The sequence below is a fragment of the Mucilaginibacter sp. P4_A11 genome, assembly GCF_056402535.1.
In genome coordinates, this window is sequence record NZ_JBFUHE010000006.1 from 439,418 (window position 1) to 453,684 (window position 14,267).

Here is a 14,267-nt window from a genome sequence, read left to right on the forward strand (position 1 = left end):
AAACTTTGTTTATTATTAGTAAACCAATTTAGTATTAAGCTATACTTAACTTGATGTTCACCCTGTGTTAAGCAGGCAATTTTTATAACAGACAGATTATAAATTAATCACAAAAACTTAACATGACGTTTACTCATTTACCACTTGCAGGTGCGCAAGGGCAATGGCTTTTAAATGATCAACATTATTTACAGGTACATGCATTTCCTTGGCCATATCGTCCCAGTAGCGCAACCTGATAATAAGTTCTGCGTCCTGGTTCAATTCAAATTCGGCAGCCTCTTCGGTAGTCATCACTCCCCCCTGAAACTCAAGGGTAGCTTTGCTGGCATCAGACAGGCGGTTATAATATTCGGGGTATTTATAGGTAAGATATCTTTTAGCAATTACATGGCCTTGCACCAGGTTGGCAACCCTTTCAGAAAATCCACGTTCCAGCAGATAGTCGGCACCAAGACGCTCATGGTCAACATTGCCCATCCCATCCATACTGCCAGCTTCTTCGGCATCGGCACAAAGATGGCCAATGTCATGAAAAAATGCGGCAAGTACTACTTCATCATCATAACCTTCAGCCTCGGCCAGGGCCGCTGCCTGCGACATGTGTTCCAGTTGTGAAACAGGCTCCCCTATATAATCGGCGTCGCCAAATTTTTCATATAATGAAAATACTTCATCAACTACCGCTTTCGGATTATATTGGGATGGTGCCATGTTATTAAATTTTTTAGGTGCAAATAAACAATATACAGGTTAGGTAATTATTAAATGTTCGTGAAATATATCAGTCAGCACCAATTCTTAACATTAAATTTTATTATGACGAGCTTGTTCTTATTATTTAAAGATAAGTACTTCCTAAACTTATATTGTTTGTGAAACATAACCAAATGCAACAATACTATGTAAGCATCCGTTAGCTTTAAAAACCATGACGTTATAAAGCGTAACAAAAAAATCATTTTGGATAAATGGCCTGATTAACTACTTTGCGCACCAAATAACCTGCTATAAATGGAAGAAGATATACTGATACAGATCAGTAACCGGATAAAAGAACGCCGCCGCGAAAAAAACATAACCGTACAGGAACTTGCCATAAGGGCCAACGTAAGCAAAGGCCTGATATCACAAATTGAAAACAGCCGCACCATCCCATCGCTCATTGTACTGATAGACATTATTAAAGCACTGGAGATAGACCTGAACGAGTTTTTTAAAGACATGCGTTCAAAAAGTGACCACCCGCCTGTTTTAGTAAAGCGCAAACAAGAATACGATCACTTTGAAAAAGAACACGCCGATGGCTTTCATTATCAGCGCATCTTTACACAATCTATAAGTAAGAGCACCGTTGATATTGTAATACTCGAACTTGAACCCGATGCCACCCGCCCGCTTGTGGAAACCGAAGCCTTTGAATATAAATATATATTATCGGGCCAGATAGCCTACCAGTTTAATGATGATACCATCATCCTTAACCAGGGTGATAGTATGCTCTTTGACGGGCGCATCTCCCATACTCCAAAAAACATGGGCGATACCAAGGCCAGCATGCTGGTGATCTATTTTTTTGAAGAGAAGAAGTGATTGGTAAGTGGTTGATTGAGTGAATGGTTGTGTTTATCCTTTAGGCGTTCATCAAAGATATTGGTTCACCGACCTTCAGAACCATTCACTCAATCAACTACTCACTTTGATAAGCTAAACCAACTACTGACCTAATCAACTCAATCAACCACTTAACTAACACTCAACCACGTTAACCAAACCTTAACACTAATTTAGTTTAATTTTAATAAAAAAAGTTTAGTATTGCTAAACAATTATATTTGTTATTATGAGCATAAAATTGGTAGTATTTGATATAGCCGGCACCACGGTTAAAGACGATCATGAGGTTAGTAAGGCTTTCAGAGCTGCTATGCAAAAGTCTGGTTACGAAGTTGAACTGGAGAAAATAGATCCGTTGATGGGTTATGAGAAAACCCTCGCCATCCGTAAAATGCTTGCCGAACATGAGGCCGATCAGTCAGTCATTACCGACGAATTGGTAACTACCATACATAAAGAATTTGTACAGCAAATGATCAACTTTTACCAGTTTGAGCCGGGCATTGAACCGCTGCCAAACGTAGAAGAAACATTTGCCAAACTGCATGAGCAAGGCGTGAAAGTGGGTATCAATACCGGCTTTTCGCGCGATATTGCCGATACTATTGTAACCCGCCTGCAATGGCAGGAGAAAGGCCTGATCGATTACGTTGTGGGCTCAGACGAGGTAGAACTTGGCCGCCCACATCCTTTCATGATCCAGAAAATGATGCAGGAAGCCGGCATTATTGATCCACAGGAAGTTGCCAAAGTAGGCGATACCGAGGTTGACGTACGCGAAGGACAAAACACCGGCTGCAAATATTCCATAGGCGTAACTACAGGAATTTTCACCCGCGCCGAGCTGGAAACCTATAATCCTACCCATATTATTGACGATATTGCACAGGTAGTTGACATCATAAATCAATAAGTAAATGAGGCTGATTGAAAGTTTACGTGCAAAAGTAGCCCAATGGCCTTATGCACTGATTTCAGTTTTGGCAGCGGTTTCGGCCTTCGGAACGTATACATCCATGTATGCTTTTCGTAAGGCTTTTGCGGCGGCAACTTTCACAGGTCACGAATATTTTCACGTTGATTATAAGGTTTGGTTGGTTATAGCCCAGGTCATCGGCTATATGAGCAGCAAATTTTACGGCATCAAATTTATAGCCGAAGTAAACAGCAAAACACGGGCACGCTATATTTTAGTGCTGATCGGTATTGCCTGGGCCGCCCTGCTCGCCTTCGCCTTTGTACCTGCACCGTGGAACATCGCCTTCCTTTTTTTTAACGGTTTCCCACTTGGGCTTATCTGGGGCTTGGTTTTCGGTTATCTGGAAGGCAGGCGCTCAACCGAGTTCATGGCATCTGTATTGTCCATCAGCCTCATCTTTGCCTCCGGTTTTGTAAAAACAATCGGGCGTACTTTAATAAGCAGCTTTCATGTAAATGAATATTACATGCCTTTTTTAACGGGGGCTGTATTTGCATTGCCGCTGCTATTTTTTGTGGGTTGTATGGAGCTCATTCCCGCACCTACTGCCGAAGATAAACAGTTGCGTTCGGAACGCACTCCGATGAATGCCACCGAGCGTAAGCAATTCGTTATCCGTTTTTTACCAGGCATTATCCTTACCCTCATCGTTTACGTGCTGCTCACCATTATGCGTGATGTACGCGATAATTTTGAGGTTGAGATTTGGGCCAGCCTGGGCATTAGGGATAACAGTATTTTCACCACTACTGATATTAAAATTTCGCTGGTGGTGCTTGTTGCTATGAGCCTGCTGATCCTGGTACGTAAAAACCTGCGCGCCTTTAGCATCATTCACTTAATGATCATTAGCGGCTGCGTACTGGTAGGCATATCAACTATTATGTTTACCCTTAAAATGATGGGGCCAACCTCATGGATGACTTGCGTAGGCCTTGGCCTGTATATGGGCTATGTACCCTACAATGCTATATTTTTTGAACGGATGATAGCATCGTTCCATTATAAAAGTAACGTTGGCTTTATCATGTACATTGCCGATTCGATGGGTTACCTGGGCAGCGTAAGTGTTTTACTGGTAAAGGAACTGGGCCGGCCATCAATAAGCTGGGGGACATTTTTTCAGGAGGGCGTAATGATAGTAGCCCTCGTGGGCGCTATTTGCGCTGCACTATCACTTATTTACTTTTTGCAAAGTGCAGCACGCGATAAAAAAAAGTTGAGTGAAGATGAAAGCAGCCGGGATCAGATAAATTTTCAGACAATAAGTCCGCAGTCATGAGTTCAACGTCAAAATATGACGAATGAACAATGACCTAATGAATAATATAATGAGCGAAAATAACAAAAGTGTTATAATTATAGGCGCAGGTATAGTAGGTTTGGCTACGGCTCGCGCTTTAGCTGTTCGCGGCTATAAGGTGACCGTGTTTGAGCGTAACGAACGTGCAGTAGGCGCTTCCATCCGTAATTTTGGCATGGTGTGGCCTATAGGCCAGGCTACCGGGCCAATGTTTGAGCGCGCCATGCTTTCAAAAAGCATCTGGAAAACAGTTTGTACCGAAGCTAACATCTGGCATAATGAAGTAGGTTCACTACACCTTGCCTATCATGATGATGAACTACAGGTGATAGAAGAATATGTTGATGTAAACAAACAACACCGCGATTGCACTGTGTTGACTCCAGCCGAAGCCCTTTCAAAATCACCGGCCATTAATACCGTTGGCTTAAAAGGTGCATTGTGGAGCGGCGAGGAAATGATTGTTGAATCGCGCGTGGCAATAGGCCAGGTAGCCGCTTATCTTGCCGAAAAATTTGGCGTGGAGTTTCACTGGAACACGGCTATCAGTCGCATAGAATACCCAAAAGTTAGTTCAGGTACCCAAAGCTGGGAAGCCGACGAGATCTATGTTTGCAGCGGTGCTGATTTTGAAACCCTGTACCCTGAACTGTTTGCTCAAACACAGATCACCAAATGCAAACTGCAAATGATGCGTTTGGTTACCCAGCCTGATGAATGGCGGATTGGCCCATCATTATGCGGCGGTTTATCTATGATTCATTACCCGGGTTTCCAGGCCGCAGCATCATTACCTGCTTTACGTAAACGTTATGAAGAGCAATATGCAACGCACCTCAAATGGGGCATTCATGTTATGGCATCGCAAAACGGCAGCGGCGAACTTACTATTGGCGATTCGCACGAATATGGCTTGGTTCATGATCCCTTCGATAAGGAATTTATTAATAATTTAATAATCGAATACTTACATACATTCGCCAATTTTAAAGACTGGAAAATGCTGCAGTCATGGCACGGCATCTACCCTAAAATGACCAACGGTGCATCCGAACTGGTAGTAGATATTGAGCCCGGTGTAACGCTCATTAATGGCCTTGGCGGTAATGGCATGACATTATCATTTGGCTTATGTGAACAGGTTATTGCGCAGCGGAAAGACGGGATAGTTAATGGTTGATGGTTCATAGATTAATTTATAGTCATCAAGCTGTTTTAATTTAATACAATGATATATTCCTCCAACGTCATTGCGAGGCACGAAGCAATCCCCTACTTTACAGGACGGGCTTGCACAGCCTCTCTGCCTGTTGGGGATTGCTTCGTACCTCGCAATCACGTTTTTTTAAAAAACTAAAATATACCTCAAATAAACATGTCTGATTCAAGGAGAGATTTTCTTAAAAAAGCAGCCTTACTAACCGGAGCGGCCGGTCTCGCCAGCGTTTTACCCCAATCTATACAAAAAGCAATGGCCATTAACCCGGCACCGGGCAGCACTTACCTCGATGCCGAGCACATTGTGATCCTGATGCAGGAAAATCGCTCATTTGACCATACTTATGGCATGCTGAAAGGGGTACGTGGTTATAACGATCCACGTGCTATTGATCTGCCGAACAAAAACAAGGTTTGGCTGCAATCAAACAAAAAAGGCGAAACCTACGCACCATTCCACCTTGATATCAAAAACACCAAAGCAACATGGATGAGCTCATTGCCGCATTCATGGGGCAACCAGGTTAATGCCCGTAACGATGGCAAGTTTGATCAATGGCTTAATGTTAAACGCAACAGCATTAAGGAATACTCAAACATGCCTTTGACTATGGGTTTCCATAACCGTGAGGATATTCCATTTTACTATGCTTTAGCTGATGCCTTTACCGTTTGCGATCAGAATTTTTGTTCATCCCTGACAGGCACCAATCCAAACAGGCTATATTTCTGGAGCGGTACCATCCGCGCCGAGCAGCATGAAAACTCATTAGCTCATGTTTGGAACGATGACATGGATTACGGTACCCTGAACTGGGCAACGTTCCCCGAGCGTTTGGAAGACCATAACATATCATGGAAACATTACCAGAACGAAATTGCCATTGATACCGGCTTACAGGGCGAAGAAGATCCGTGGCTATCCAATTTCCAGGATAATCCGCTCGAGTTCTTCGGCCAGTATAACATTAAACTGTACGACAAGCATATCGCTCATCTGCAAAAAAAATCAACCATTTTGCCTGATGAAATTGCTGCTGTAGAAAAACAAATTGCCGCTTTGCCTGCCGGCGATGCACACATAGACCATCTGCAAAAACAGCTTAAACAAAAGCAGCGCGACCTGGAAAATACCAAAAAGGACATGGCAAGCCTTGATCCGGGTAAATTTGCCAGCCTTTCGCAACGCGAAAAAAACCTGCACCAAAAAGGTTTTGTAACCAATACCAATGATCCGCATTACCGTACTTTAAGTCCGCTGAAATATAATGATGATGGCACCGACCGCGAAGTATTGGTACCTAAAGGTGATGTGCTGCACCAGTTCCGTGCCGATGTAAAAGGCGGTCAGTTACCAACCGTGAGTTGGTTATCGGCCCCTGAACATTTCTCCGATCACCCAAGTTCGGCCTGGTATGGTGCCTGGTATGTATCCGAAGTATTGGACATCCTGACACAAAATCCGGACATTTGGAAAAAGACAGTTTTCATTTTAGCTTATGATGAAAATGATGGTTACTTTGACCACATCCCTCCTTTCACTGCACCAAACCCGCATAAACCAGGTACAGGTAAGGTATCTGAAGGAATTGATCCAAGCGTTGAGTTTGTTACTTTAGAACAAGAAAAGGCCCGCAAAAACTTTCCCGAAGTATTCGATCGCGAAAGCTCGATAGGTTTAGGTTTCCGTGTTCCCTTGGTAATTGCTTCACCTTGGAGCCGGGGTGGCTGGGTGAACTCCGAGGTGTTTGACCATACTTCAACCCTGCAATTTTTAGAGAACTTTTTAAGCCGCAAAACCGGCCAAAAAGTAACCGAACCAAATATCAGCGAATGGCGCCGTACCGTTTGCGGTGACCTTTCAAGCGTTTTCCGCCCGTACAATGGTGAAAAGATCGAAAATCCGGAATTTGTTGCAAGGGAAGCATTTTTAGAAAGCATACACAAAGCGCAATTCAAAAAACTCCCTTCCGACTATAAGCTGCTTACTGCCGATGAAATTGCGCAGATCAATAAAGATCCGCGTTCGTCACCGTACATGCCTCAGCAGGAAAAAGGGATCAAACCATCATCGGCCCTCCCTTACCAATTATATGCAGATGGTAAACTGAGTGCAGATAAAAAATCGTTCGAGATCAAATTTACTGCAAGTAACAAGACCTTTGGTGCAAAAGCATTGGGCTCGCCGTTTAACGTATATGCTCCAGGCAAATACACAACAATGAATGATCCGCAGAAAATGGAAGACCTCCGTACCTGGGCCTATACAGTTAAAGCCGGAGACACACTTGCCGATGTATGGCCGCTGCATGAGTTTGAAAACAGCGAATACCATTTACGTACCTATGGCCCTAACGGCTTCTTCCGCGAATACCAGGGTAACGCCGCCGATCCGCTGGTTGATACTGCCTGCGAATATGAGCAGGTTGCCGGTAAGCTAACAGGTAATATCGTGTTAAAATTAACCAACCATACCAGCAAAGCACAAACCATAACAGTAGCTGATCACGGTTACAAAACCGCTGATCATAAAGTTTCTGTAAAAGCAGGCGCCAGTACCACTGTAGCATTAAACTTAAGCAAAACCCATGGCTGGTATGATTTCAGTACGAAGGTTGATGGTTTTGAGAAATTTGCGAAACGTTTCGCAGGCCGCGTGGAAACAGGCAAATCAAGCTTCAGCGATCCTTTAATGGGGAAAGTATTAGCATAATATTTAACACAACTTCATGCGAAAGCCGGGCTATCCAGTCCGGCTTTTTTTCTCTGCATTTGTTTTATGAATTGAACATGACATTGAGCCACTTGTGGTTTTAGAAACAACATTATATATTTGAGTAATCAGTTACATAATTAATTACACAAAATATGGATTTCTTTAATAAAGTAGGAAAAATGGCTATAGGCAGCCGCCTCAGGATGCTGACCGAAACCGTTGGGGAAGACGCAGCAAGGATCTACAATTTATACCAGATTGATCTTCAGCCAAAATGGTTTCCTGTTTTTTATGTATTACAGGATGGCGGTGAATTTACCATCACCTCAATTGCCAGGGAGATTGGCCACTCGCACCCTTCTGTAAGTAAGATCATTGCCGAAATGGTAAAGAATGGATTTGTTATTGAAAAAAAGGATAAAACGGACGGGCGCCGAAACATGGTAAGTCTTTCGGCTAAAGGACTTGATGCGGCTGTTAAGATCAAGGATCAGTACGCTGATGTTACTAATGCTGTAGAAGAAATCCTGGCGCAGGCAAACCATGACCTGTGGAAAGCCATTGAAGAATGGGAATATCTGCTGGAACAAAAATCATTGTTGCGCAGGGTACAGGAACACCAGAAGATACGGGAGAGTAATAAAGTACAGATAGTACCTTATGAGCCACGCTATAACGCGGCCTTTAAAGCATTAAATGAAGAGTGGATCTCCAAATACTTTAAAATGGAAGAAGCCGATTACAGAGCCCTTGATAATGCGGATAGTTATATCATCGACAATGGAGGACTTATATTGGTTGCCCTTTATAACGATGAGCCGGTTGGTGTTTGTGCACTATTAAAAATGGACGACCCCGATTATGACTACGAGCTGGCAAAAATGGCGGTTTCGCCAAAGGCACAGGGGAAAAATATAGGCTTTTTATTAGGGCAGGCCATTATTGAAAAAGCAAAAGCGCTTGGCGGCCACAAGTTGTACCTGGAGAGTAACACCATCCTAAAGCCGGCTATCAGCCTGTATCATAAACTGGGCTTTACTAAGGTAGCAGGCAGACCTTCGCCGTATGAACGCGCCAATATCCAAATGGAGCTTGCGTTGTAACAACTGGCCAACTAAAAATGCTGTCCGAATAGCTATCTATGCTATCTGAAGTCATCCTAAGTCAGAGGCCTCCAATAGCGACATATAGATTTGAAAGCGAACCCCATTGTTTTATACTACAAGGCACTACATTATTGCCCCCATCAATAGATATATTAACTATTGTATAACAATTGTGAATAAAATCAAAAAACAGTTAGTGCCTTTTTTTGTTTATTGCAATTGAAACTTAAACATTATATCCATATGAAGCACAAAAAACTCCTGCTCCCTACACTAACATACCTATTTTTTTTATGAAAAACATCAAAAAACATCTTATCATTTGCCTGGGTATCTGCCTATTTTGCAGCACTGCTGTACAAGCTCAGTTTGGCGGTTTTGGGAAAGCCATATTGGATAAAGGAACCGATATGGTATCGGGCGGCAGCCTTAATAAATTGCTAAAACAGCCGCAGGCCATTACCACCAGTTTTAATGACGTTAACAAAACAGGCTCCAAACCGCCATCGTTTATGGAAGGGCAGGTGGCCGAGCCTTTATACCTTTTGCCAAAAGCACCCGGGGGCGGATTTAAGCTTTGCGCCGGTTTTTATGAAATGACCAGCAAAAGCTATTGTCTGCATGCGGGTACCCGTGGCCCCAGTACAGGCGACGGGTATATGCTTGCCCCGGTGCTGGGGCCAAAGCGTGATGTGGTAATACTGATATTAAAACATGCTGAAACTCATCCCGAGGTTGACCAGCATAGCATCCAGATATTATTATGGTCGATTATTGCACGCACCAGGTTTGTTGATATGGGGGCCGATATTAAGCTTACCGCAACCAGGCTGCTATCAGCTAATGAACTGTTAATGCTGGAAGGCGGTGCGCTGGGTGTATTGCCCGCCAGTGTAATGGATAAAGCCAAAAGCCAATTGCCGCCTGCGGTTCAAAGTGTTTTTGAGGCTGAAAACAATATCCGCCGATTAGCTGCCTCTGGTAATTCATCTTACGAAGAGATGGAAAAGTATGCCATGTTAGCCGGTTTGGCTCCGGCGCCTGATCCGGCGGTACCATCAGGCATATGGTCATTACATCCAGATGGATATTACATCCGGTTTTATCCGCATAGCTATTCAAAAACCACGGTACAGATCTACGTACCGAAAGAGCTCCTCAGCACAAAATCCGGTTTGGTTTATGACGGGCCTAATGGCATTGCCTGTCCGGCCAATGTAGGTTCGCAGCGCCTGGCTCAAACCAATGAACCGCTAAATCCTGATTATCATCAAACATTAAAAACGATCTGTAATCAATAGATAGGGGAAAGGTTAAAGAAAAAAGGCGAAAGGTTTTGTTACTTTTCGCCTTTTTTTGTTTGCTGGTGCCTCATGCTTTATTATTAAACAACCGGTGGATAAAACTATTGAAGACTTACGAAGTTTTAAAAACTTCGTAAGTCTGGATAAAAAAACCGGCTGTTATTTACATTAACAGGCGGTCCTTTTTATCGTGGTTAAGGTGTTACACCTCCGGCAATATCAATCGCTTTTTAATTACCCGGCGCAGGTGTTCGCTGTTATTATCTCCCCATTGGCCCAGCTCATTTATGATAGGCATTATAGATTTGCCCAACTCTGTTAAGTAATACTCCACTTTGGGCGGTTGCTGATCATATACGGTCTTGGCAACCAATTCGTCATCTTCCAGTTGCTTTAGCTGGATGTTTAAAACCCGGCGGGATGCTTCAGGAATGTTTTTCTGTAGCTGCCCGGGCCTGCTGATGCCTTGCGATATGTAGTATAACAGATGGATCTTCCATTTGCCAAATACCACTTCACGTATCAGATCAAGTCCGCATTCCTCTTGTATCGGTAATTTCCTTTCGTACATAATAATTCCGTTTTCGGTATTATTTAAACTGCAAATTTCCGAATCTACAGGGATAAATTTATCCGTATTGAATCATTTTTCCGTACTTGACCTGCCCCTGATACTTCACCAACTTTGCATCAACATACAAACAAAAATCGACACAAAATGATTGCAAAAGCAAATTTCAATATCGACACAAACGAGTTTCAAGGTAAAAAGATCCTGGTTACGGCAGGTACTAAAGGCGCAGGCAAAGCCATTTTTGAACGCCTGCTTAAAGGTGGGGCCAGCATTGTAACTACTGCCCGCACCCAACCGGTAGATCTTGATCCCAAACACTTCATCCAGGCCGACCTCAGCACCAAAGCAGGGACTGATAAGGTAGTAAAAGAAACTCTTGATCGTTTAGGCGGCATCGATATCCTGATCAATAACCTTGGTGGTTCTGAATCACCTGCCGGCGGGGTCATGATGTTAAGCGATGAAGATTGGGAAGCTGCTCTACAAACCAATTTGTTGGCAGCGGTTCGTTTAGACAGGGGCTTGCTGCCAACCATGCTCAATCAGAAACAGGGTGTCATCCTGCATATTTCATCAATCCAGCGTAAAATGCCGCTTTTTGAAGCCACGCTGCCCTATGCTGCCGCAAAAGCGGCGTTGAGTAATTACAGTAAAGGAATCTCTAAAGAGCTTGCCCCAAAAGGCATACGCGTTAACTCGGTAGCACCCGGATTTATCAACACCGGTGGCGCGCAAGGCATGATCGACAACCTCGCATCTCAAAACGGCGGCGATAAAGCGGCGGCGCTGAAAATCATTATGGATTCGCTGGGAGGCATCCCTATGGGCCGCCCAGCCGAGCCTGAAGAAGTTGCCGAATTGGTAGCATTCCTGGTATCAGACAGGGCAGCTTACTTAAACGGCGGCGAATTTACTATTGATGGGGGTACTATTCCTATAATATAAGCTCCATCAGTGATTATGATAGCGGATAACATTTATCCGCTATTTTTTTACAATTGAAACCGGTATGCTTTAGATACTAAAACAAAAACCCGAACGTACTTAAGTTAAATCACACCCGGGGTTAAATTTACAACCCCAAGTAGCGTAATGCCTGCTGATTACGTAAAGTTAAAATATCAGTTTATAACCAATATTTTATTTTATGAAAACAGTTCAGCAAAAATTAACAAGGCGGGCAGGCATTATCGGGATGGTGTGTTTGCTGGCAGCAACACTCAGTTCCTGTTTAAAAGATCATAACAACTACGTACAGCCGCCGGTAGCGCTTGTTTCGGTTATTAACGCCTCGCCAGATTCTGATCCCGTTGATTTTTACCTGGAACCTAACAGGGCTAATACTTTCCCCATCCGTTACGGTCATGGTATAGATTACATTAATGCTTACCCCGGCAAAAGAACAGCTACCTTTTATGTATCCGGCACAAAGCAGAAATTAGCCGCCGATACTATCGACCTTACAGCCAAAAAACTTTATTCAGTATATCTTGCCAACACCGCAGGCAAACGCGACGTAATTTTCGTTGCCGATTCTATCTTTCAGCCGGCTACAGGGATGGCGAGTATCCGTTTGGCAAACTTAAGCGCCGATGCAGGTGTTGTTGACCTGGTCACTTCAAAAGACAGTGTTCTGGCATCAAACAAGGCATACAAGCAAGTGTCAGATTTCGTGACCATCAAGGGTGGCACTACTTATACACTTAATATCCGCCGAAAAGGTACTACTACCGTATTGGCCAGCCTTACTAATGTTAACCTTCGTGCAGGTTCGGTATATACGGTATGGTTACAGGGCATTGCAGCAGCTACCGACTTTAAGAAACTAAGCGCCGACATTCAAACCAACGTTTTCTATTATTAAATAACCTATACCTATGTTGTAAGACCCGGCCCGTGTGCCGGGTTTTATTTTTTATAGATTCCCATACTGGTTAACAATTTCATAATATAAACTTCGCCATATTTAAACCTTACCATTATACATTTAACCCGGTTAATATTTTTTTGATAAACCTCAAATTTCCGGAAAAGATGGATGAGCGTGTAGTGATCATAGTGCCGGCCCGCATGGCATCAAGTCGTTTATATGGTAAAGTAATGCTGCCTATATTGGGTAAAAGTTTATTGGCGCGCATGGTGGAGCGGATAAGTATGATCCAGCACCAGGCCAATATTGTTATTGCCACCTCCGAAGGTGCCGAAGACGATGTTATTGCAACGGAGGCCGAAAGCCTTAACGTTCAGTGCTATCGCGGCAGCCTTATCAATTTATTGGACAGGCATTACCAGGCAGCTAAATTTTCCAATGCTGATGTAGTTGTAAAAATCCCCGCCGACTGCCCGCTGATCGACCCGCGGATCATTGATAAAGTATTGGAATACTTTTTCAGTCACAGGCAAAAGTTTGATTATGTGAGCAACCTTTATCCGGCCACTTATCCCGATGGTAACGATGTGGAGGTAATGTCTATGGCCTGCTTAAAACAAGCCTGGGAAAACGCCGGTCGCCCTTATGATCTGGAGCATACTTCGCCATACATATACGAAAACCCGCTTATTTTCAATATAGGCAATATAACATGGGAAACCGGTCTGGATTATTCCATGTCGCACCGCTTTGCGCTTGATCACCCCGAAGATTTTTATTTTATTGAGCGCGTGTTCAAAGAGCTATACCCTGTTTGTAACCGTTTCTCGTGCCAGGATATCCTTAACCTGCTGAAACTAAAACCCGAGATCTACGAAATTAATGCCCGCTATAACAGTACCAACTGGTACAATAAACACCTGAGTGAAGTAAAGCCCGAATTTGCGATGGCTTGAGTTGAGAGATTGGAGCTTGGTGATTGGAGATTAGTTAGCACCTTGGTTTGCTAACGGAATAAACTTTTTTAACGTCGAAACCCGCAATGGATCTTTTGACGTGACGAATCATTTCTAAACAGCTCTCCAATCGATCATAAATTAGAAGCAAATACATATTTATTCATCATGCGTTGCCTGCGGCTCGGGCAGTATCCGCTCATACTGCACCCTGCATTAGCCACAAGGCCGGTATCCGCTGCTATCTAACGCAGATTGAGGTTAGTAGAGAGCAGTAAATAGTGAGTGGTTACTATTGATGGCATGCTTTGCGTCTTAGCGCCTTTGCGTGAAACAAATAGAGGATTTGTAGGTCGTGGTTGTCCAGCTAAAGCATTATAAACGCAAAAAGCCTTAGTTATTAGCTAAGGCTTTTGCATTATTACACCATCTAAGGTGATAAAGATCGGCACCGACCTACTCTCCCACGTTTTACCGCAGTACCATCGGCTCTGGCGGGCTTGACTTCTCTGTTCGGAATGGGAAGAGGTAGACACCGCCGATATAGGCACCTGAATATTTTATAGTTAGTGGTTGATTGGGTGAGTTGTGAGTGGTTCTTGTCTGGTTCATAGCTTTTAACTA

General features: G+C 43.5%; 12 protein-coding genes and 1 rRNA gene. 10 read left to right on the top strand and 3 right to left on the bottom strand.

The window, feature by feature from the left end:
- Positions 1-129: 129 nt before the first annotated feature.
- The gene (locus AC1DUD_RS14810; RefSeq protein ID WP_477375583.1) at positions 130-714 is read right to left on the bottom strand and encodes a phosphonate degradation HD-domain oxygenase; all 585 of its coding nucleotides are present in this window, start codon (positions 712-714) and stop codon (positions 130-132) included.
- A gap of 300 nt (positions 715-1,014) precedes the next feature.
- Here AC1DUD_RS14810 and AC1DUD_RS14815 point away from each other — a divergent pair, with 300 nt between their 5' ends.
- The 7 genes from AC1DUD_RS14815 to AC1DUD_RS14845 all read left to right on the top strand — a co-directional run bounded on the left by AC1DUD_RS14815 (position 1,015) and on the right by AC1DUD_RS14845 (position 10,240).
- Positions 1,015-1,593: a helix-turn-helix domain-containing protein gene (locus tag AC1DUD_RS14815; RefSeq protein ID WP_477375585.1), complete on the top strand. Its 579-nt coding sequence runs from the start codon at positions 1,015-1,017 to the stop codon at positions 1,591-1,593.
- Between the two features lie 250 nt (positions 1,594-1,843).
- Positions 1,844-2,530, top strand: a complete 687-nt coding sequence (locus AC1DUD_RS14820) for an HAD-IA family hydrolase (protein WP_477375587.1) — start codon at positions 1,844-1,846, stop codon at positions 2,528-2,530.
- Between the two features lie 4 nt (positions 2,531-2,534).
- Entirely contained in the window at positions 2,535-3,878 is a 1,344-nt protein-coding gene (locus AC1DUD_RS14825) for a DUF5690 family protein (protein ID WP_477375589.1), read from the top strand.
- Between the two features lie 49 nt (positions 3,879-3,927).
- A complete protein-coding gene (locus AC1DUD_RS14830) occupies positions 3,928-5,079 on the top strand; it encodes a TIGR03364 family FAD-dependent oxidoreductase (RefSeq protein ID WP_477375591.1) in 1,152 nt (383 codons plus the stop codon).
- A 195-nt stretch (positions 5,080-5,274) separates the two neighbouring features.
- A complete protein-coding gene (locus AC1DUD_RS14835; protein WP_477375593.1) occupies positions 5,275-7,830 on the top strand; it encodes a phosphocholine-specific phospholipase C in 2,556 nt (851 codons plus the stop codon).
- A 155-nt stretch (positions 7,831-7,985) separates the two neighbouring features.
- The gene (locus tag AC1DUD_RS14840; protein ID WP_477375595.1) at positions 7,986-8,936 is read left to right on the top strand and encodes a bifunctional helix-turn-helix transcriptional regulator/GNAT family N-acetyltransferase; all 951 of its coding nucleotides are present in this window, start codon (positions 7,986-7,988) and stop codon (positions 8,934-8,936) included.
- Positions 8,937-9,232: 296 nt separating this feature from the next.
- The gene (locus tag AC1DUD_RS14845) at positions 9,233-10,240 is read left to right on the top strand and encodes a hypothetical protein (RefSeq protein ID WP_477375597.1); all 1,008 of its coding nucleotides are present in this window, start codon (positions 9,233-9,235) and stop codon (positions 10,238-10,240) included.
- Positions 10,241-10,445: 205 nt separating this feature from the next.
- Here AC1DUD_RS14845 and AC1DUD_RS14850 read toward each other — a convergent pair whose 3' ends face one another.
- Positions 10,446-10,814 carry a winged helix-turn-helix transcriptional regulator gene (locus AC1DUD_RS14850; RefSeq protein ID WP_477375599.1) on the bottom strand — a complete coding sequence of 123 codons (369 nt, stop codon included), beginning with the start codon at positions 10,812-10,814 and terminating at the stop codon, positions 10,446-10,448.
- A 147-nt stretch (positions 10,815-10,961) separates the two neighbouring features.
- Between AC1DUD_RS14850 and AC1DUD_RS14855 the strand changes: the two genes are divergently transcribed.
- The 3 genes from AC1DUD_RS14855 (at position 10,962) to AC1DUD_RS14865 (ending at position 13,643) form a co-directional block, all read left to right on the top strand.
- A complete protein-coding gene (locus tag AC1DUD_RS14855; protein WP_477375601.1) occupies positions 10,962-11,762 on the top strand; it encodes an SDR family oxidoreductase in 801 nt (266 codons plus the stop codon).
- A gap of 202 nt (positions 11,763-11,964) precedes the next feature.
- Complete coding sequence (locus AC1DUD_RS14860; protein WP_477375603.1) at positions 11,965-12,681, top strand: DUF4397 domain-containing protein; 717 nt, start codon at positions 11,965-11,967, stop codon at positions 12,679-12,681.
- A gap of 143 nt (positions 12,682-12,824) precedes the next feature.
- The gene (locus AC1DUD_RS14865) at positions 12,825-13,643 is read left to right on the top strand and encodes a cytidylyltransferase domain-containing protein (protein ID WP_477375605.1); all 819 of its coding nucleotides are present in this window, start codon (positions 12,825-12,827) and stop codon (positions 13,641-13,643) included.
- Positions 13,644-14,086: 443 nt separating this feature from the next.
- On the opposite strand, the gene rrf is transcribed toward AC1DUD_RS14865, so the two are convergent.
- A 5S ribosomal RNA gene (rrf, locus tag AC1DUD_RS14870) occupies positions 14,087-14,198 on the bottom strand.
- Positions 14,199-14,267: the final 69 nt, after the last annotated feature.